This window comes from Geodermatophilus sp. URMC 64, assembly GCF_053502555.1.
In genome coordinates this window covers 5,639,789-5,657,519 of sequence record NZ_CP199955.1, presented here as the reverse complement: position 1 = coordinate 5,657,519, position 17,731 = coordinate 5,639,789, and the positions used below count along the sequence as shown (strand labels likewise).

Annotated in this window: 23 protein-coding genes; 8 read left to right on the top strand and 15 right to left on the bottom strand. The window is 75.7% G+C overall.

Going from position 1 to position 17,731, the window contains the following annotated elements:
* Positions 1 to 133: 133 nt before the first annotated feature.
* The 5 genes from ACWIYF_RS27760 to ACWIYF_RS27740 form a co-directional block, all read right to left on the bottom strand.
* Complete coding sequence (locus ACWIYF_RS27760; RefSeq protein WP_448626058.1) at positions 134 to 835, bottom strand: hypothetical protein; 702 nt, start codon at positions 833 to 835, stop codon at positions 134 to 136.
* Complete coding sequence (locus ACWIYF_RS27755) at positions 832 to 1,737, bottom strand: ABC transporter ATP-binding protein (protein ID WP_448626057.1); 906 nt, start codon at positions 1,735 to 1,737, stop codon at positions 832 to 834. The genes ACWIYF_RS27760 and ACWIYF_RS27755 overlap by 4 nt, the downstream gene beginning before the upstream one ends.
* Complete coding sequence (locus ACWIYF_RS27750) at positions 1,734 to 2,096, bottom strand: GntR family transcriptional regulator (RefSeq protein WP_448626056.1); 363 nt, start codon at positions 2,094 to 2,096, stop codon at positions 1,734 to 1,736. The genes ACWIYF_RS27755 and ACWIYF_RS27750 overlap by 4 nt, the downstream gene beginning before the upstream one ends.
* 95 nt (positions 2,097 to 2,191) lie before the next feature.
* The gene (locus tag ACWIYF_RS27745) at positions 2,192 to 2,950 is read right to left on the bottom strand and encodes a PadR family transcriptional regulator (RefSeq protein WP_448626055.1); all 759 of its coding nucleotides are present in this window, start codon (positions 2,948 to 2,950) and stop codon (positions 2,192 to 2,194) included.
* Between the two features lie 287 nt (positions 2,951 to 3,237).
* Positions 3,238 to 3,393 (bottom strand): hypothetical protein, encoded by a 156-nt coding sequence (locus ACWIYF_RS27740; RefSeq protein WP_448626054.1) that lies wholly within the window; start codon positions 3,391 to 3,393, stop codon positions 3,238 to 3,240.
* A gap of 60 nt (positions 3,394 to 3,453) precedes the next feature.
* Here ACWIYF_RS27740 and alc point away from each other — a divergent pair, with 60 nt between their 5' ends.
* The 5 genes from alc (at position 3,454) to ACWIYF_RS27715 (ending at position 7,049) form a co-directional block, all read left to right on the top strand.
* On the top strand, positions 3,454 to 4,572 hold the full coding sequence (gene alc / locus ACWIYF_RS27735; RefSeq protein WP_448626053.1) for an allantoicase: 1,119 nt from the start codon (positions 3,454 to 3,456) through the stop codon (positions 4,570 to 4,572).
* 74 nt (positions 4,573 to 4,646) lie between these two features.
* The gene (locus ACWIYF_RS27730; RefSeq protein ID WP_448626052.1) at positions 4,647 to 5,066 is read left to right on the top strand and encodes a DUF6529 family protein; all 420 of its coding nucleotides are present in this window, start codon (positions 4,647 to 4,649) and stop codon (positions 5,064 to 5,066) included.
* A 6-nt stretch (positions 5,067 to 5,072) separates the two neighbouring features.
* The gene (locus ACWIYF_RS27725) at positions 5,073 to 5,240 is read left to right on the top strand and encodes a hypothetical protein (RefSeq protein ID WP_448626051.1); all 168 of its coding nucleotides are present in this window, start codon (positions 5,073 to 5,075) and stop codon (positions 5,238 to 5,240) included.
* 87 nt (positions 5,241 to 5,327) lie between these two features.
* Positions 5,328 to 5,645: a DUF4333 domain-containing protein gene (locus tag ACWIYF_RS27720; RefSeq protein ID WP_448626050.1), complete on the top strand. Its 318-nt coding sequence runs from the start codon at positions 5,328 to 5,330 to the stop codon at positions 5,643 to 5,645.
* Between the two features lie 21 nt (positions 5,646 to 5,666).
* Positions 5,667 to 7,049, top strand: a complete 1,383-nt coding sequence (locus ACWIYF_RS27715; RefSeq protein ID WP_448626049.1) for an 8-oxoguanine deaminase — start codon at positions 5,667 to 5,669, stop codon at positions 7,047 to 7,049.
* A gap of 36 nt (positions 7,050 to 7,085) precedes the next feature.
* Here ACWIYF_RS27715 and egtE read toward each other — a convergent pair whose 3' ends face one another.
* The 10 genes from egtE to egtA all read right to left on the bottom strand — a co-directional run bounded on the left by egtE (position 7,086) and on the right by egtA (position 15,809).
* Positions 7,086 to 8,204 (bottom strand): ergothioneine biosynthesis PLP-dependent enzyme EgtE, encoded by a 1,119-nt coding sequence (gene egtE / locus ACWIYF_RS27710; RefSeq protein WP_448626048.1) that lies wholly within the window; start codon positions 8,202 to 8,204, stop codon positions 7,086 to 7,088.
* 28 nt (positions 8,205 to 8,232) lie between these two features.
* Positions 8,233 to 8,964, bottom strand: coding sequence for an anti-sigma factor (locus ACWIYF_RS27705; RefSeq protein WP_448626047.1), 732 nt, complete (start codon positions 8,962 to 8,964; stop codon positions 8,233 to 8,235).
* A complete protein-coding gene (locus ACWIYF_RS27700) occupies positions 8,945 to 9,529 on the bottom strand; it encodes an RNA polymerase sigma factor (protein WP_448626046.1) in 585 nt (194 codons plus the stop codon). The genes ACWIYF_RS27705 and ACWIYF_RS27700 overlap by 20 nt, the downstream gene beginning before the upstream one ends.
* A 44-nt stretch (positions 9,530 to 9,573) precedes the next feature.
* On the bottom strand, positions 9,574 to 10,221 hold the full coding sequence (locus tag ACWIYF_RS27695) for a class F sortase (RefSeq protein WP_448626045.1): 648 nt from the start codon (positions 10,219 to 10,221) through the stop codon (positions 9,574 to 9,576).
* A gap of 11 nt (positions 10,222 to 10,232) precedes the next feature.
* Positions 10,233 to 11,042 (bottom strand): DUF4397 domain-containing protein, encoded by an 810-nt coding sequence (locus tag ACWIYF_RS27690; RefSeq protein ID WP_448626044.1) that lies wholly within the window; start codon positions 11,040 to 11,042, stop codon positions 10,233 to 10,235.
* An 87-nt stretch (positions 11,043 to 11,129) separates the two neighbouring features.
* Positions 11,130 to 11,447, bottom strand: coding sequence for an EthD family reductase (locus tag ACWIYF_RS27685; RefSeq protein WP_448626043.1), 318 nt, complete (start codon positions 11,445 to 11,447; stop codon positions 11,130 to 11,132).
* Between the two features lie 138 nt (positions 11,448 to 11,585).
* Complete coding sequence (gene egtD, locus ACWIYF_RS27680; protein WP_448626042.1) at positions 11,586 to 12,554, bottom strand: L-histidine N(alpha)-methyltransferase; 969 nt, start codon at positions 12,552 to 12,554, stop codon at positions 11,586 to 11,588.
* A 2-nt stretch (positions 12,555 to 12,556) separates the two neighbouring features.
* The gene (gene egtC / locus ACWIYF_RS27675) at positions 12,557 to 13,249 is read right to left on the bottom strand and encodes an ergothioneine biosynthesis protein EgtC (RefSeq protein ID WP_448626041.1); all 693 of its coding nucleotides are present in this window, start codon (positions 13,247 to 13,249) and stop codon (positions 12,557 to 12,559) included.
* Positions 13,250 to 13,251: 2 nt separating this feature from the next.
* A complete protein-coding gene (gene egtB / locus ACWIYF_RS27670; RefSeq protein ID WP_448626040.1) occupies positions 13,252 to 14,550 on the bottom strand; it encodes an ergothioneine biosynthesis protein EgtB in 1,299 nt (432 codons plus the stop codon).
* Positions 14,547 to 15,809 carry an ergothioneine biosynthesis glutamate--cysteine ligase EgtA gene (gene egtA, locus ACWIYF_RS27665; protein ID WP_448626039.1) on the bottom strand — a complete coding sequence of 421 codons (1,263 nt, stop codon included), beginning with the start codon at positions 15,807 to 15,809 and terminating at the stop codon, positions 14,547 to 14,549. The genes egtB and egtA overlap by 4 nt, the downstream gene beginning before the upstream one ends.
* A gap of 174 nt (positions 15,810 to 15,983) precedes the next feature.
* Here egtA and ACWIYF_RS27660 point away from each other — a divergent pair, with 174 nt between their 5' ends.
* The 3 genes from ACWIYF_RS27660 to ACWIYF_RS27650 are packed head-to-tail and all read left to right on the top strand — an operon-like array spanning position 15,984 to position 17,728.
* A complete protein-coding gene (locus ACWIYF_RS27660; RefSeq protein WP_448626038.1) occupies positions 15,984 to 16,448 on the top strand; it encodes a DUF309 domain-containing protein in 465 nt (154 codons plus the stop codon).
* Positions 16,449 to 16,467: 19 nt separating this feature from the next.
* Positions 16,468 to 17,271: a class I SAM-dependent methyltransferase gene (locus tag ACWIYF_RS27655; protein ID WP_448626037.1), complete on the top strand. Its 804-nt coding sequence runs from the start codon at positions 16,468 to 16,470 to the stop codon at positions 17,269 to 17,271.
* 13 nt (positions 17,272 to 17,284) lie between these two features.
* Positions 17,285 to 17,728: an SRPBCC domain-containing protein gene (locus ACWIYF_RS27650; protein WP_448626036.1), complete on the top strand. Its 444-nt coding sequence runs from the start codon at positions 17,285 to 17,287 to the stop codon at positions 17,726 to 17,728.
* Positions 17,729 to 17,731: the final 3 nt, after the last annotated feature.

The window sequence follows — 17,731 nt, the reverse complement described above, 5'->3', positions numbered from 1 at the left end:
CACCACCTCCCGAACGGGGCCCCAGCCACCAGGCTGCGGGCCCCGTTCGCCATGCCCGCACCCCCTGCGCTTCATCGGGATAAAGCGCCAGGAGTCCGCCCGAGACGGCGCGGGGTTGGGCCCTGAGAGTGGGTCAGGGGACGGCGCGGCGGAGGCCGGCGAAGGCGAGGAGGCCGAGGACCGCGGCGAGGGCCAGTGGAAGGCCGACGGCCAGGGTGATCACCGACTGGTCGGCGAACCACGCCCCCACCGTCCGCCAGGCGTCGAGCCACGTCAGGAGGACTCCGATGCCGCCGAGCACGAGGATCCCGCCCACGCTGAGCCCCCACACCCCGCTCTGGCCCCAGCGCTTGTAGACCGCGCCCATGCCGACACCGGCGGCCATGAAGGCGAGCATGGGCGCCCCGGACACCGCGATCTGCAGCGGGAAGTTGTGCACATCCAGGCCCGCCGGGGCCCAGAAGCGCAGCCCGACGCCCCAGCCGCCGGTGGCGCGCTGCACCTCCGTCAGCACCGCCAGGACGACGCCGCACCCGAGTGCCTCTGCCACCCCCATCAGCGCCGTGCCCAGGTAGAAGGTGCGCCGGCTGAGGCTCAGCCCCATCGCGAAGGGCAGCAACTGGGTCACCGCCTGGACGTACACGATCATCACGGTGATGTAGAGCGCCGCGACGCCGCCGGTGAAGTTGCCCGAGTCCGGGATGTCCGGGATGCGGGCGAGCTTCCAGATCAGCCAGCTGATGGCGAAGCTGCAGGAGACCACCAGCCACGGCACGCCCAGCGCCACGAGCGGGTGCACGAGGTGCAGCCGTGCGGCCGCCACGATGCGGTTCATCGGGAGATCCCCTCGAGGTCGGTGCGGGGCGCGCGGTCGTGCTCGGCGGTGCGGCGGCTGAGGGCCACCACCAGCTGCTGCAGGGACGTCGGCTCCACGGACAGACCGGCGGCGGTCGCGTCGTCCTCACCTACCAGACGGACGACGGCGCGACCGGACCCGGCCATGAACTCCGCGTGCAGGACGTCGTGCCGGGCGCCGAACGCCTCCACCCGCTCGCGTGGGCCGGCGACCGTGACCGCGCCGGCGCGCAGGCTCTCCGCACCGTCGTCCAGCAGGACCCGTCCGCGATCGATGAGCAGCACGTGCTCGAGCAGGTCGGCGATCTCCTCGATGAGGTGCGTGGAGACCAGGATCGTCCGCGGGTGCTCTGCGTAGTCCGCGAGCAGCCGGTCGTAGAAGAGCTGCCGTGCGACGGCGTCCAGTCCCAGGTAGGGCTCGTCGAACAGGGTCAGCGGAGCACGTGAGGCGAGCCCGATGACGATGCCGACGGCGGAGTTCATGCCGCGGGAGAGCTTCTTGACGGGCCGCTTCTCGGGCAGGTCGAAGTCCCGCAGCAGCGAGTGCGCCAGGTCGTCGTCCCAGCTCGGGAAGAGCATCGCCGCTGCGTCCAGCGCGTCGCGCACCCGGAAGTGATCGGGGTAGCGCTGGCCCTCCTTGATGAACGCCGTCCGGCTCAGGACGGCGTCGTTCTCGTAGGGACGGTCCCCGAACACCTCGACGCGGCCGCGGGTCGCCACCCGGTGCCCGGTGATCAGCTGCATGAGCGTCGTCTTGCCGGCGCCGTTGCGGCCCAGCAGGCCGGTGATGCTGTCCTGCTCGATCACCGCGCTGACGTCGTCGAGCGCGAGCTGGTCGCGGAAGCGCATGGTGACGCCCTCGAGCGTGACGGCGGCGGTCACTCGTGCTCGCCCTTCTCGGTCAGCATCGCGCGCACCTCGGCCACGGAGATGCCGAGCTTGCCGGCCTCCGCAAGCAGTGGCACCACGTACTGGTCGGCGAACTCGCTGCGCCGTCGCTTCAGCAGCTGGTCGCGGGCGCCGGTGGCGACGAACATCCCTACTCCTCGTCTCTTGTAGAGCACGCCGTCGGCCACCAAGTGGTTGAGCCCCTTGGCCGCGGTCGCGGGGTTGATCCGGTGGAATGCCGCCAGCTCGTTCGAGGACGGCGCCTGGCTCTCCTCGGGCAGGGAGCCGTCGACGATCGCGTCCTCGAGCTGGGTGGCGATCTGCCGGAAGATGGGACCGCCGTCCTCGTTCACGCCGCCTCGGCGCACACGAGAAGAGCCCGGCGGCTCATCGGTTCATTACTCACGTAATGAACGATAGAACCGCCGGGCTCTGCCCCGCAAGACCGTCAGCTGGACGCGGGCTCCTCACCGGACTGCTCGCCGGCGTGGCCGCCGGCCGTCCCCGGCTCGCCGGCCAGGATGAGGTAGAGCGCCCGGCGTGCGTCGGCGAGCACTTTGGCCGCGGCGGCGAGCTGCTCGGGGTCCGCGACCCGGGCCAACTGGCCGGCCGCACCCATGAGCTCGCCGATCGCGCCGCGCAGGTCGACGCGCTCCCCGTCCCCGCCGAAGGCCGCGAACGGGTCGACGTCGCCGAGGCTGTCGACATGGGCCCGGCCGGCGTCGGTCAACGTGACGAGCTTGCGCCCGCCCTCGGTGCTGACCTGCACCAGCCCCTCATCCTCGAGCTGGGCGATGGTCGGGTAGACCGCGCCGGGCGAGAGCCGCCAGGCGCCGCTGGTGCGGTCGGCGACCGCCTGCATGAGCTGGTAGCCGTGCATGGGCTCCTCGGCGAGGAGCTTCAGGATCGCCGTGCGGACGTCGCCGCGGCCGGCGCGGCCGGGCCGCCCTCGGCGGTGACCACGGCCGCGCTCACCGTGCGGTCCGAAGCCGGGACCGAACTCCGGGTCGAACCCGGGGACCGGGGGCACCGGGGGGATCGGCGGGACGCCGGGGCCGCCGAAACCGGCGCCGGGCCGGCCGTGGCGGTGACCGTGCGGGCGGTCCGCCCAGTCGCGGCCGGGGTGGCGCCGGCGTCCCTCGGGGCCCGGCGCGTCGAACGGGATGTCGCGGCGGCTGTGCCGCGACCACGGGGTTGTGGGCCTCATGGCACATCTCCTAGTCGTAGTGACGCACTCACGATATATCGCGTTATGTCGTCTGACAAGACCCGTTCGACGTGGGTCGGGAGCCGTGGGTGTCCCCCTGAGGGCTCGAGCTACGCGCGCTTCCTGGGCTCGCGGCCCGGTGCCGCGGTGGTGCCTCGCTTCAGGTCCCACGGCTGACGGTGGGGACCGGGCCGCGCTCGCCGTCGGCGCCGCACCCGGCCGCGCGGACAGCTCGCCGACGGCGCCCCGATCGGGCGGCCGCTGGGCCGCCGTCGCGTGAACCGGGGTTACTGTTGGTCCTCCTCCTCGGCCGCCTGGTCGAGGACCTTCGGGTCGTCGTCCACACCTCCGGCCGGGTCCGCATTGCCCAGGGCGGTCTCGGCGGGCAGCTGCTGAACGTGTTCGCGGGCGCGCTCGCGCAGGTCGTCGTCGGGCGTGGTCACGGTGCCTCCTCGGGTCGCGGACCGTCCGCCCCTACCCGCCTCGTGCGAGAGTGACCCGCGATGAGCGACTTCCGGAGGCTCCCCGACCTGGCCGCGCGCTCCCTCGGCGGCGCGGTCGTCGCGGCCAACGACGAGCTCTTCGCGGCCAAGGAGAACCTGGTGCTGGACGCGCCGCCCGTCGCGCGGGCGGAGTTCGGGCACAAGGGCAAGGAGTACGACGGCTGGGAGACCCGGCGGCGCCGCTCGCCCGGGCACGACTGGGCGATCGTGCGGCTGGGGACGCCGGGGATCGTCGCCGGCGTCGTGGTCGACACGGCGTTCTTCACCGGCAACTTCCCGCCACGGGCGGCGGTGGAGGGCGCCGCGGTGGAAGGCCATCCCACGGTCGTCGAGCTGGAGAAGGCCGACTGGCAGCCGCTGCTGCCGCTCTCCCCCCTCGCCGGTGACACCGCCAACGCCTTCGCCGTCGACTCGGACCGGCGGCTGACCCACGTCCGGCTCTCGATCCACCCGGACGGCGGCGTGGCACGGCTCCGGGTGCACGGGATCGCCGTCCCGGATCCCCGGCTGCTCGACGCCGGCCCGTTCGACCTCGCGGCGCTGGAGAACGGCGGGCGGGTCAGCGCGGTGAGCGACGAGTTCTACGGCCGCCCGTCGCAGCTGATCGCGCCGGGGCGGGCACGGTCGATGGGCGAGGGCTGGGAGACCGCGCGCCGTCGGGACTCCGGCCACGACTGGGTCGAGGTGACCCTGGCCTGCGAGGGCGTCGTCACCCTGGCCGAACTGGACACCTCCTACTTCCTCGGCAACGCGCCGGGCAGCGCCGCGCTCACCGGGCTCGCCGACGGCGGCGAGGTGACCCTGCTGCCCCGCACGCGGCTGCAGCCCGACACCCGGCACCGGTTCGTGCTGCCGCCCGTCCCCGGGGTCTCCACCGTGCGGCTGGACGTCTTCCCGGACGGCGGGATGGCGCGGCTGCGGCTGTGGGGCCGCCCGACGCCGGCCGGCCGCGCGGCGCTCGGCCGCCGCTGGTTCGACGCGCTGCCCGATGTCCAGGCGCTGGAGGTGCTCGGCGCCGAAGGCGTGCCGCCCGCGGACGCCGGCCGGCTGGTGGGCCGTCGTCCCCTGGCGGACCCGCTGCCGCCCGCGGTGGCCCGGCTGCTGGACGGACCGGCCTGAGCCGGGACGACGACGGCGGCGGCGAGCGCTAGCCTCCCGTCCGATCGCCTTCCGCTCCGCCGGAGGAGCCCACCGTGTTCGACGCCTCGGTCGTGCCGGGGCTCAAGGCCGTGCTGGCGACCGTCCTGGTCGTGCTCGCCGTCTACCAGATACTGCTGATGCTGGTCGGCTACGGCCGGGTGCGGCTGCGGGTCCTCTCGCCGCGGGCAGCGAGCCGGTCGCACCGGGCCATCGGGGACACCGTCGCCGCGGTCGCGCTCACCGTCGCCGCCGTCTGCATAGCCTCGTTCGGGCTCTTCGCCACCTACCAGACCCGGGTGCTGGTCCACTCGCTCGCCGGCTGGGGTCTCCTCCTGCTGCTCCTGGCGAAGGTGGCCGTCGTCCGCTGGGGCGGACCGCGGCTGGGCCGGCTGCTGCCGCTGCTCGGCACCGCGCTGCTGGCGCTGCTGATCGTCCTGTGGGCCACGTCGGCCCGGCTCGTGCTCGGAGGGTGATGCGGAATGCGCGACGAGCGACCGCCCCGATACGGCGTCCAGCTGCTCCTGTCGCTGCTGGTGGCGCTGCTGCTCGTGCTCGGCGCCGGCGGGATCGCCACGGCGGCGCTGCGCTCGGCCGCGACGTGCGGGGGCTACAGCACCACGCAGAGCACCACCCAGGGCGACGGCTGAGCGCGGCATCGGCGAAGCGGTGTCGCGGCGGCCCCGGGGACGGCTAGGGTCGCCGCTTCCCCCGCCGTCCCTGCCGAGGAGTGCGCCGTGCCCCGCCGCAGCCGCAGACTGGTCCTGTCCGCCGCCGTCCCCGCCGTCCTGGTGGGCCTCGCCGGGTGCGGTACCGCCACCGTCACAGCCGACGACGTCGCCACCGCCGCCGAGGACACGCTGGAGGAGCAGGTGGGCGCGCGTCCGGACGTCACCTGCCCCGACGACCTCGAGGCGAAGGTCGGCGCCACGGCGCGCTGCACGCTGACCGCCGACGGCCTCGACGGCGAATACGGCGTCACGGTGACCGTGACGAAGGTGGAGGGCGACACGGCCAGCTTCGACGTCCAGGTGGACCAGCAGCCGCAGGGCTGAGCGTTCGACAGGACCCGGGCCGTGGAGCAGCGCGCCGACCTGCTGGTCACCGACGCCGACCTCGTGGCCACCGTCGACGACGCCCGCCGGGAGCTCGCCGGCGGCTGGGTGGCCGTCACCGACGGGCGGATCAGCGGGGTCGGGGCAGGCACGGACCCGCGGCCGGACGCCGTCCGCACCCTCGACGCCCGCGGCTGCCTGGTGACGCCGGGGCTGGTCAACACCCACCACCACCTGTACCAGAACCTGACCCGCGCCTTCGCCCCCGCGCTGACCGGCGGGCTGTTCGAGTGGCTGGTCACGCTCTACCCGCTGTGGGCGCGGCTGGACGAGGAGGCGGCGTACGTCAGCGCCTACGTGGGCCTCGTCGAGCTGGCGCTGGGCGGCTGCACCACCTCGACCGACCACCTCTACATGCACCCGCGCGGCGCCGGTGACCTGATCGCGGCCGAGGTGGCCGCGGCGCGTGACCTCGGCATGCGCTTCCACCCGACCCGCGGCTCGATGTCGCTGTCGGTGAAGGACGGCGGGCTGCCGCCGGACGCCGTCGTCCAGGACGACGACGAGATCCTCGCCGACTCGACGCGGCTGGTCGAGGCCCACCACGACCGCTCGCCCGGGGCGATGACGCGGATCGCGCTCGCCCCGTGCTCGCCGTTCAGCGTCTCCACGTCGCTGATGGCCCGCACCGCCGAGCTGGCCGAGCAGCTCGACGTCCGGCTGCACACCCACCTGTGCGAGACGCAGGACGAGAACGCCTTCTGCCTCGAGCGCTTCGGCCGCCGGCCGGTGGAGTACCTAGCCGACGTCGGCTGGATGAGCGACCGCGTGTGGCTGGCGCACACCGTGTGGCCCAACGCCGGCGAGGTCGAGCGGCTCGGGGCGGCGCGGGTCGGGACGGCGCACTGCCCGTCGTCGAACATGATCCTCGGCAGCGGGCTGGCGCCGGTGGCGGAGCTGCGGGCGGCCGGCGCGCCGGTCGGGCTGGGCGTCGACGGCTCGGCGTCCGCGGACTCGGCGTCCCTGTGGCTGGAGGCCCGGACGGCGCTGCTGCAGGGCAAGCTGCGCGGCGGCGCGGCCACCATGTCTGCCCGGGACGCGCTGGAGATCGCGACCCGCGGCGGGGCGGCGGTGCTGGGGCGGGCCGGGGAGATCGGCCAGCTGTCGGTGGGGGCGTGCGGGGACCTGGTGGTGTGGCCGCTGACCGGAGTGGCGTTCGCCGGGGCGCTGTCGGACCCGGTCGAGGCCTGGCTGCGCTGCGGGCCGGTGGCGGCGCGGCACACCGTCGTCGCCGGGCGGCTCGTGGTCTCCGACGGCGTCCCCGTCCACGCGGGCCTCGACGAGCAGCTCGCCGTCCACCGCCGGGTCGCCGCCCGCATTCAGGGGGTCCCGGGCGTGGTTTAGCCCGAGAAAGCGCCGCGCTCGAGCCCGAAAAAGCTCCTAGAGGGCGGTGGTGACGGCCTCGAGGTCGTCGAGGGTGGCGTCCAGGTGCGGCGAGAGGCGCAGCACGGGCCCGGTCATCTCGCCGGGCGCCCGCTCGGGGCCGATCGCGGTGGTGACGATGCCGTGCTCCGCCAGCAGCCGCGTGCGGGTGGCGACGACGTCGACGCCGTCCGGCGGGCGCAGCGTGGTGATCGCCGTCGGCTCGTCCACCGGCTCGACGACCGCCCAGCCGTGCACGCCGTCGGCCAGCTCGCGGGTCGCCCGGCCCAGCGCGGCCAGCCGCTCGCGCACCCGGTCCGGGCCGGCCGCGAGGTGCTCGCCGACCGCGACGACCAGCCCGACCCGGCCGGCGACGTGCGCCTCCCCCGACTCGAACGCGCGCAGCGGCGGCACCCCTTCTGGCTCGGGCAGCACCGGCGTGAGCTGCCGGGCCAGCGAGGGCCGTACGCAGAGCACGCCCACCCCGCGCGGCCCGGCCAGCCACTTGCGGGACGGGAAGTAGACGACGTCGGCGCCGACGTCGACGTCGGCGTGCCCGAGGGACTGGGCGGCGTCGATCACCAGGGGGACGCCGGCCTCGCGGCAGAGGAACGCCACCTCGGCCGCGGGCTGGAGCACGCCGCGGTGGCTGCCGACGTGCGTGAGGTGGACGAACCGGGGCGGATCGGTGTCCAACAGGCGCTCGAGGCCGTCGACGTCGGCGCGGCCGAGCCCGTCCACCGGCATCGGCTCGGGGCGCAGGCCGAAGGCTCGCAGCTGGGCGACGTTGGGGGCGTACTCGCCGGGCAGGCAGGCCACCCGGCTCCCGGGCGGCAGCCGCCAGCCGGTCAGCAGCGCGATCAGGGCCGACTGTGCCGACTCGACGAACGCGACGTCCGCGGCGGCCATCCCGACCAGCCCGCCCAACACCGAGCGGCCCTGCTGCAGGAGGTCGTCGGCGGTCGCCTCGGCCACGTAGCCGCCGAGCTCGGCCTCGTGCCGCGCGTGGTGGGCGGCGGCGTCCAGCGCCCGGGAGCTCTGCCGGCTGCACGCCGCGCTGTCCAGGTGCCGCCCGGCCGGGCGGGGGCGGGCGGCGCGCCAGGAGTCGCCGAGGTCCTCGTGCGGGAGCTGCGCCACGGGTCCGACGCTAGGCGACGGGCGCCGGTCAGCTCTCCAGGACGCCCCGGGCGACCGAGTCGCCCGAGTGCGCGGGGTCGCCGTCGAGCGGTTCCACCGAGACGTCGACCACCGGGTACCGCCCGAGGTCGATCCCGTCGGGGAGGGGCAGGTCCGTCGTCCCCTCGCGGACCACGCCGACCGGGTACATGCCCTGGATGCCCTGGTCGATGAGCCACACCTCGTAGAAGCCGTCGTCGGGTGCGGGCGCGGTGAGGTCGACCTCCAGCAGCCGCTCGCCGTCCCGTTCGACGACCCGGGCGGTGCCCGATGCCGGCGCGTCGTCGAGCGGGTCGAGCGCCGTGGCGGCGACGACGCTGGCGTCGTCCCGGGTGGCCAGGACGACGGCGGTGGTGCCGGCGGCGACGACCAGCACGGCGGCGGCCGCGACGAGCAGCCGTGGCCTGACCGGCCGCCGGAGCGGGGTCACCGTGGCGGGCGGCGGCTCGGGTGCAGGCAGCAGCGGCGAGGCGACGACCTCGGGCCGCGGCCGGGCGGTCACGGAGGTCTGCGCGGCGATCGCGTCCCACACCGAGGGCGGCGGCGGGACCGAGCCGGACGGTGGGGCCAGCTCCGGCACCGCGAGGGCGTCGACCGGGCGCCGCAGGGACGCGACCTCCTGCCGGCACCGCGCGCAGCCGGCGAGGTGCTCGGCGTCCGCCGCGGGCAGTGGCTCGCGGAGGGCGGCCAGCGCGAGCTGCTCAGGCGTGCAGTGCTGCACCGTCCACCTCCAACCGCGTCCGCAGGCGTTCGAGTGTGCGCCGGATGTGGCTCTTGACCGTGCCCAGCGGCAGCCCGGTCCGGTCAGCGATCTGGGCGTGCGTGAGGTCCTCGTAGAACGCCAGCTCGATGATGCCGCGTTGCGGCTGGCCGATCTGGTCCAGCTCGCCGAGCAGCAGCACCCGGTCGGCGACGGCGGTGTCGATGGCTCCGGTGGGCGCGGGTGCGCCGGCGGCGGCGGCAGCGGCCTCGGCGGCGCGGCGCTGGCGGTCCAGCCGCTCCCAGGTGTCGGCGATCTTGTGCCGGCAGATGCCGACCAGCCAGGCGGGCAGCGGACCGCGGTCGGCGCGGTAGCCGGTCCGCCCCGTCCACGCCGAGACGAAGGTCTGCTGGGTGACGTCCTCGGCGTCCGGGCCGGGACCGAAGGCGCGCACCGCCATGCCGTGCACCTGGCCGGCCCACCGCTCGTACGCCCACGCCAGCGCCTGCTCGTCCCCGGCGGCGAAGCGCCGGGCCACCTCGTCGTCGTCCGGCTCGGCGGACCAGCGCAGGTCCTCGGTCGCCACGGGTCGCACGCTACCGAGTCGTGGGCCATGGAGCGCGACGCCGGTCACCGGACCGGCTCCGCGACGACCACCACGTTGTCCCGGTAGCGGCCGGAGTCCGCGAGGAACGGTCCGCCGCAGGTGACCAGCACCAGGCGGGGCGGTCCGCTGCGGGCGAACAGCGCTTCGGTCGGCAGCGCCTGCTTGCCGATCGACTCCCGGCCCACGACCCGCCATCTGCTCGTGGCGCCGTCCGCGTCGCCGACCAGCACCTCCGTGCCGACGGCGATCTCGCGGAGCGCGGCGAGCGCGCCCAGCCCCTGTTCGGCGTCGTCGACGTGCCCGGCCAGCACGGCGTTGCCCTCGCGTCCGGGCGGCGGTCCGAAGCGGTACCAGCCCGCCCGGGAGACGTCGGCCGGGATCTCCATCTGCCCATCGGGGGCGACCCCGACCGGGTCGACCGGGGCGTCGATCCCCAGGGCGGGGACGGTGAGCCGCACCGGCGCCGGGACGGCGTCGGCCTGGGCCGGTGCGGCGTCCCGGACGGCGACGGGGGGCACGGTGCCGTCCGGGACCACCGGCGCCGGCGGGATCCCGAGAACCTCGGCGACCGGTGCGCCCGCCGCCGCGTCCGGCCGGGCCAGCGCCCAGGCGGCCGGGGTTCCGACGGCCAGGGCGGCGCCCAGCACGGCGACGGCAGCGGCGGGTCGCACGGTCGTCGTCCTCAGGCCCGGGTGGCGACGAGCCGCCGGCCGGCGAGCACCGCGGCGGCGAGCCCGGTCAGCGCGACGCCGGCCAGCGGCAGCGGCAGGTCGTCGTCCACGAGGCCGCCGCTGCCGGCCGGCATGCCGGACGGCGCGGAGGACATGCCCGTCAGCGTCTGGACCGCGAGCTGGAAGCCGGCGTCCTGGGAGCCCCAGGCGTAGACGATCGTGGTCGCGCCCTCGGCCAGGTCGAGATCGGCCGGGCCGATGGCGACCGTCTCGGTGCCGGCCAGGGTGACGTCGGCGCTGACGGATCCGGCCGGCACGGTCAGGGACCGCTCGTCCGGGTTGGCCAGGCCCTGGATCACCGGCGTGCCGCCGGCGCGGACGTCGACGGCCGGGGCCGCGGCGGTGTGCCGGACGACGACTCGCGCCTGGCCGGCGGGGACCGGCGAGGTGTCGTTGACGAAGGGCGTGAGGACCGGGGCCCCGCCCTCGTCCAGGTGGGCGACCACGGTGGCGTTCGCGCCCGCGGGCACGGTCACGTCGTCGGCCTTGATGGCGGGCTCGGTGGTGGCCGGCTCGGAGCCCGCCGGGTAGACGGCCACGTCGTAGGAGCCGGCCGGCAGCTCCAGCGGGTCGGTGAGCGTGCCCGGCTGGAAGTCGGGGATCAGCTCCTGCCCGTTGGCGTAGACGTCGACGGGCGTGTTCGGAACGGCGTGCAGGATCGAGACGGTCGCGGTGTCCGCGGCCAGCGCCGGCGGAGCGCCGAGCACGAGCAGCGTGCCGACGGCGCCGGCGGCGAGCGCGACCGTGCGGGTCCGGGTCACAGGGGTTCCTTCCGGGTCGAGGGGGTCTGTCACCCGCCTCTTCCTCAGGGACCCGGGACCTGGATGCAGGCCGCCGTCCCGGCCCGGTCAGCCCACGATCGTGACGTCCTCGACGAACGCGGTCGGCAGCTGCGGGTTCGCGAAGTTGTCGACGTCGGCGACGGCCGCGGCGAACTCCGGGGAGGCGGCAGCGGCGGCGAAGGCCTCCTGGTCGTCGAAGTACAGGCTCGCCAGGCCGAGGAACGGCGGTTCGCCCTCCGGTGCGCCCGTGGCGTGCTGCTGCACGTAGCGGCGCACGCCGGGGACCTTGCCGACCAGCGGGCCGTGGGCCTCGCGCCAGTACCGAAGGGCCTCCTCGCGGGGCATGCCGTCCTTCTCGTACAGCACGAACGCAACGGTGAACACGGGCGTCCCTACCTCTCGGTCTCGGTGGCCGCACCACGCTAGGTCTTCGCGGGGCGCGCGACACCGGGCCGACGGCCGCCGTCCGGCCCGCCGTCGCGGCGTGCAGGGCCGCGGCTACCGGAGGATGCAGGCGGCCCTTCAGGACCCGGCGGGCACCGACAGGGAGAGGCCGAAGTCGCCGTCCGGGTCGGTCCACCAGGCGGTCATCCGCAGGCCGGCCGCGGCCAGCTCCCGTGCCACGCCGTCCCGGCGGAACTTCGCCGAGATCTCGGTGCGCATCTCCTCGCCGGCGGCGAACGGCACCTCGAGGTCGAGCTCGGCCACGCGGACCACCTGGTCGACCGAGGACCGCAGGCAGATCTCGATCCACTCGCACTCGGCGTCCCAGCGCGCGACGTGCGCGAACGCGTCGAGGTCGAAGTCGGCCTTGAGCTCGCGGTTGAGCACGGCGAGCACATTGCGGTTGAACTCCGCGGTCACGCCGTCGGCGTCGTCGTAGGCGCGGACCAGCCGGTCGACGTCCTTGACCAGGTCGGTGCCGAGCAGGAACGAGTCCCCCGGCCGCAGCGTGCCGGCCAGGTCGGCGAGGAACGCGGCCCGCTCGGCCGGCTCGAGGTTGCCGATCGTCGAGCCGAGGAACGCCACCATCCGCCGGCCGGCCCGCGGCAGCTCGCCCAGGTGCCGGGTGAAGTCGCCGACCACGCCCTCCACCTCGAGCCCCGGGTACTCCTCGACGAGCGCGGCGCCGGCCAGCTGCAGCACCGACGGGTCGACGTCGAAGGGCACGAACCGGCGCAGCGTGCCCGCCTCCCGCAGGGCGGTGAGCAGCAGCCGGGTCTTCTCCGACGTCCCGCTGCCCAGCTCGACCAGCACGTCGGCGCCGGACGCCGCGGCGATCTCGCCGGCCCGGGTGTCGAGGATCGCCCGCTCCGCCCGGGTCGGGTAGTACTCCGGCAGCCGGGTGATCCGGTCGAACAGCTCGCTGCCGCGCTCGTCGTAGAACCACCGCGGCGGCAGCGACTTCGGCGTCGCGGTCAGCCCGGCCAGCGCGTCGGCGCGCAGCTCGGCCGCCGCGTCGTCCGGATCGAGGTGGTACGTCAGCTGCACGGTCAGTCCTCCAGCGGGGTGAGCGAGACGCCGTCCGGCGTGACCTCGACCAGGTGCCGGTCGGGGACGTCGGTCCACGCCGGGTCGTCGTCCCACGGCTCGCTGGCCAGCGCGGTGCCGTCCTCGGTGATCAGGAACGACAGGGTGTCGCCCCAGGTCGTGGCCAGCAGCCGGGTGCCGTCGGTGGCCACCAGGTTCAGCCGCGCGACCGGGTCGCGGGCGGCCACCTCCAGCACCGTCCGGCCCATGACCTCGGCGCACCGGTCGAACACCATCGCGGCCAGCAGGGCGCTGTCGACGGTGGACTCCGGGTCCGGCGCCGGGTGCAGCACCGCCCGCTCGACCCGGCCGTTGTGCGAGAGCAGCCACCGGCCGGAGCTGAACGGGGCGACCGCGGACTCCTCGATCGGCATGCCCACGGTCGCCGACCGGACGGCGGCCAGCACGCAGCCCGACGAGATCACCGGCGCCAGCGACGCGAACGACGCGTCGCCCCACAGCGGCCGCGCCGAGCGCCAGCGCGCGGGCTCGCTGCGGCCGGGCACGTAGAACCCCACGCCCCAGCCGTCGGCGTTGAGCCTGCCGTAGCGCTGCCGCCGCGGCGCGTAGGACTGCACCAGCAGGGACGACGGCGGCTCCAGCACCAGCTCCGCGAGGGTCTTCGGCCGGCCGAGCCAGGCGAGGTGGCGGCACATGCTCAGGCGTCCCAGGCCAGCCGGATGCCGCTGAAGATCTGCCGGCGGATCGGGTGGTCCCAGTTGCGGAAGCTCGGCCGCAGGATCGACGGCGCGACGGCCCACGAGCCCCCGCGCAGCACCCGGTAGTCGCCGTCGAAGAACGGCTCGGAGTACTGCCGGTAGAGCATCGGCCGGAAGCCCGGCCAGGGCCGGAACGGCGACGACGTCCACTCCCAGACGTCGCCCATCAGCTGCTCGGCGCCGTACGCGGAGGCGCCCGCCGGGTAGGCGCCGACCGGCGCCGGCCGCAGCGCCGCACCGCCGAGGTTGGCCAGCGCGGGCGTCGGCTCGGCCGAGCCCCACGGGAAGCGGCGCCGGCGGCCGGTGGCGGGGTCCCACGCCGCGGCCTTCTCCCACTCGACCTCGGTGGGCAGCCGCGCTCCCGCCCAGGCGGCAGTGCCGGCTCCCGCCCAGGCGGCGTAGGCCTCGGCCTCGAAGAAGGTCACGTGCTGCACCGGCTCGTCCGGCGGCAGCTCCTCGACGATCCCGAATCTGGTGCGGGTGCCCTCCAGACCCCAGAACTTCGGGCGCTGCAGCCCGGCCTCCACCCGGTGCGCCCAGCCGCGGTCGGACCACCAGCGCCGGGTCGCGTACCCGCCGTCGGCGACGAATCTCGCGTACTCGGCGTTGGTGACCGGCACGCGCCCGATGCGGAAGGCCGGGACGTCCACCCGGTGCGCCGGTCGCTCGTTGTCCAGTGAGAACGGCTCGTCGGCGGCGTCCACGCCGAGCACGAACTCCCCGCCGGGGACGAGCACCGAGGTGCCGGCCACACCCGGCCGTCCTGGCGGCAGCGGCGCGCCGGAACCCAGCAGCGGCGGCCCCGACCGCAGCTGCAGGGTCTGCAGCATCGTCTCGTCGTGCTGCTGCTCGTGGCTGGCCACCATCGCGAAGTCGAACGGGTCGTCGTCCGAGCCCAGGTGCTCCAGCCGGTCGAGCACCCGGCCGCGCACCTCCCGGCAGAGCGCGCGTGCCTCCACCGGGGGCAGGAGCGGGAGCTTGTCCCGTACCGCCCGGGGGTGGGTGAACGCGTCGTAGAGCGCCTCGACCGACGGCGGCAGCAGTCCCTCCCGGCGGGCGTCGCCGCGGCGCAGCAGCCAGAGGTCCTCCTGCTGGCCGATGTGCGCGAGGTCCCACACCAGCGGGCTCATCAGCGGGTCGTGCTGGCGCAGCAGCTCGGGCTCGTCCTGGTCGGTGAGCGCCAGCGTGCGGTCGCGCGCACCGGCGAGCTGGTGCGCGAGGTCGTCGACGACGGTCATGCGGCCTCCGGGATCTCGGTGGCGGACAGCAGGGCGGCGACCGGGCCGCCCCGCTCGGCGGCGGACAGGACGGCGTCACCCGGGCTCGCGCCGCGCTCGGCCAGCGCGGCCAGCGCCTCGACCTCCGGCCGCAGCGGTGCGGGGACCCGGTCGAGCGCGGCCCCCAGGCAGCCGATGGCGGCCCGGCGCAGCACGGGGTCGGCCAGGCCGTCCCGCGCGGCGCGGTCCCACGCGCCGGCCGCCGGCTCCCCGGCCGCGGCGGCGAGGTCGGCGGCGACCGGGTCGTCGAGCAGGGTCGCGGTGACGGCGGCCAGGGCCGGCCACCACGGCTCGGGCGCGGCGTCGAGGTAGCGGATCTCGAGAAAGCCACGCGGCCGGACCGGCGGGAACAGCGTGGTCAGGTGGTAGTCGAGGTCCTCGGTGGTCGGACGGCGGCCGAGATCGGCCTCACCGGTGAGCCAGTCGGCGAAGGCGGTGCGGGTGCGCACCGGCCGCGCGCCGCCGTCGCCGTCGCGCACCAGCATCACCGGCGCGGACAGCGCGTACGCAGCCCATTCGCCGGCCGGGTCGCCCCGCCCGAGCAGCGGCCCGCACCGGGCCTGGTCGAGCTCGCCCCAGACGTGCTGCCGGCTCGACCGCCGGCCGGTCCGCCGTCCCGACAGCAGTGGCGAGCAGGCCGAGACCGCGATGAGGACCGGACCGAGCCGGTGGGCCAGTGCCACGCGCTCCCGCCAGCCGGACTCCGGGCCGGCGTCCAGGTTGAGCTGCAGGGACGCCGTCGACGTCATCATCGCCAGTCCGGCCGTGCGGCAGCCGACGGCGGTGAAGTGCTGCTCCATCGCCGCGTAGCGGGGGCCGGGGTGCACCCGCGCCGGCGGCCGCAGCGGATCGGTGCCGAGCAGCGCGACCCCGAGCCCGTCCTCGGCGAGGGCGGCGGCGAGCACGCGCCGGTCGGCGCGCAGGGCGGCCACCGCGGCGGCGACGTCGGCCAGCGGCGGACCGGAGAGCTCGACCTGCCCGCCGGGCTCGAGGGTCACCCGGCTGCCGCCGGGCAGCGGGCCGAGGGCGTCGACGACGGCGCGGATCCGCGGCCAGGTCACCCGGCGGCCGGGGGCGGCCAGGTCGACGAGGTGGCCCTCCAGCTCCAGGCCGACGGGGCCGACCGGTCTGGGCCGCAGCGCGGCCCGGGTGACGTGCTCGACCGCCTCGCCGAGGGCGGAGCGGAACGACGCGGGACACGTTCTCGGAACGGGGGCCACGGGGCCCCACCCCCTCCAGGTCCGGACCGGTCAACCTTCGACCGCGGGTCGGTGCGGGGGCGGCCCAGGTCGTGCGCGGCCGTCCTCGGCTAGCCATCCTCCCCCGCTCCGTCATGGGATCAAGCCCCTCTGACGGAAACAGTGGTCGAACCGTGTTCGGGAGAGGATCGGTCCGTGGATTCCTCGACCGACCGGGACCGGGACGCCGCCGGCCGGGCCCGCAACGCCCGGCCCCGCGACGCGCTGGGCCGGCCGCTGCCGTACGGCGCGGAGGGGGAGGAGCGGGCGCCGGAGGGCGTCGTCCGGACGCCGGACGCCGCGCTCGCCGAGGCGCAGGCGCTGCTCGACGCCGGCCGGCCCTTCCACGCGCACGAGGTGCTCGAGGACGCGTGGAAGAGCGCGCCGGAGGCCGAGCGGCAGCTGTGGCGCGGGCTGGCCCAGCTCGCCGTCGGCCTCACCCACGCCGCCCGCGGCAACACCAGGGGGGCGGCGACGCTGATCGAGCGCGGCGCCGGCAACCTCGCGCGCTACGCGGCCGATCCGCCGCACGGGATCGCCGTCGCGGCGCTCGTCCGCTGGGCGCAGGACGGCGGCACCGGCACCCCGCCGCGCCTTCGCCCGACTTCCGCCCCTCTGTGACGCGGAGCACACTGCGGGCATGGTCTCCGCGTCCACCGTCCCGAGCGCCGAGCGGATCCGCGAGCTGTGGGCGGTGGGCGACTACCAGCGCGTCGGCGTCCGTCTGGTGCCCGCAAGCGAACAGCTCGTCGCCGACCTGCAGGTCCGGCCGGGGGAGCGGTTGCTCGACGTCGGCGGCGGCACCGGCAACACCGCGCTGGCCGCCGCCCGGCGGGACGCCGACGTCCTCTGCACCGACATCGTCCCGGAGCTCCTGGAGCACGCGCGCCGGCGGGCGGAGCTGGAGGGGCTGTCCTTCGAGACCGAGATCGCCGACGCGCAGGACCTGCCGTACGAGGACGGCTCGTTCGACGTCGTCACCTCGACGATCGGCGTGGTCTTCGCCGCGGACGCCGACCGGGCCGCGGACGAGCTGGTGCGCGTGCTCCGGCCCGGCGGCCGGCTGGGGCTGACCTGCTGGGTGCCGCAGGCGCCCGGCGGCAAGCTGCTGGAGCTCATCCGCCGGCACGACCCCGGCGACCACCCCGGTGACCTGCTGCGCTGGGGCACCCGCGACGGCGTGGACCAGCTGCTCGGCCGGCGCGGGGTGAAGCTGCGCTACACCGAGCGCGCCGTCGACTTCACGGCGCCCTCGGTCGAGGTGCAGTGGCAGCGCTACGTCGACTGGTACGCCCCGGTGCGGGTGGCCTGGGAGCGGCTCGACGAGGCCGGCCGGACGGCGTTCCACGACGAGTTCGTCGACATGTGGGGCAGCTACAGCCGTGGCTCCCCCGGCGTCCTGGTGCCCAACACCTACCTGCAGGTGATCGGCGTCCGGCCCTGACCGAGGAGGACCCGTGCGCAGTTACGAGGCGGCCACCCGGATCGACGCGCCCGCGTCGGTCGTGTGGGAGATCCTCACCGACGTCGGCGGCTGGCGGGACTGGGAGTCCGGGGTCGACCGCGTCGACGGCCGGGTGGCGCTCGGCGAGCGGCTGACGATCTACGCGACCATGATCCGCACCCGGCCGTTCCCGGTGACCGTCGTCGAGCTGCGCCCGCCGGAGGCGATGCGCTGGCGCGGCGGGCTGCCGTTCGGGCTGGCGGTCATCGAGCGGACCTACTCCCTCGACGCCCAGGACGACGGCAGCACGGTGGTGACCGTCCGCGAGCAGCAGACCGGCCCGCTGTCCTTCCTCACCGAGCGCAGCACGCCGGACCTCAACCCCTCGTTCCGCCAGTTCTGCGCCGGCCTGAAGGTCCAGGCCGAGCGCCGGTCGGCGACCGGCGCCCGGCCCTGACGG

Coding starts and splice junctions, on each gene's coding strand:
- egtB (WP_448626040.1), bottom strand. CDS start 14,550: ATGACCGTCGTCGACGACCTCGCGCACCAGCTCGCCGGTGCGCGCGAC.
- egtC (WP_448626041.1), bottom strand. CDS start 13,249: ATGTGCCGCCACCTCGCCTGGCTCGGCCGGCCGAAGACCCTCGCGGAG.
- alc (WP_448626053.1), top strand. CDS start 3,454: ATGAGCGACTTCCGGAGGCTCCCCGACCTGGCCGCGCGCTCCCTCGGC.
- ACWIYF_RS27745 (WP_448626055.1), bottom strand. CDS start 2,950: ATGAGGCCCACAACCCCGTGGTCGCGGCACAGCCGCCGCGACATCCCG.
- ACWIYF_RS27655 (WP_448626037.1), top strand. CDS start 16,468: ATGGTCTCCGCGTCCACCGTCCCGAGCGCCGAGCGGATCCGCGAGCTG.
- ACWIYF_RS27725 (WP_448626051.1), top strand. CDS start 5,073: ATGCGCGACGAGCGACCGCCCCGATACGGCGTCCAGCTGCTCCTGTCG.
- ACWIYF_RS27760 (WP_448626058.1), bottom strand. CDS start 835: ATGAACCGCATCGTGGCGGCCGCACGGCTGCACCTCGTGCACCCGCTC.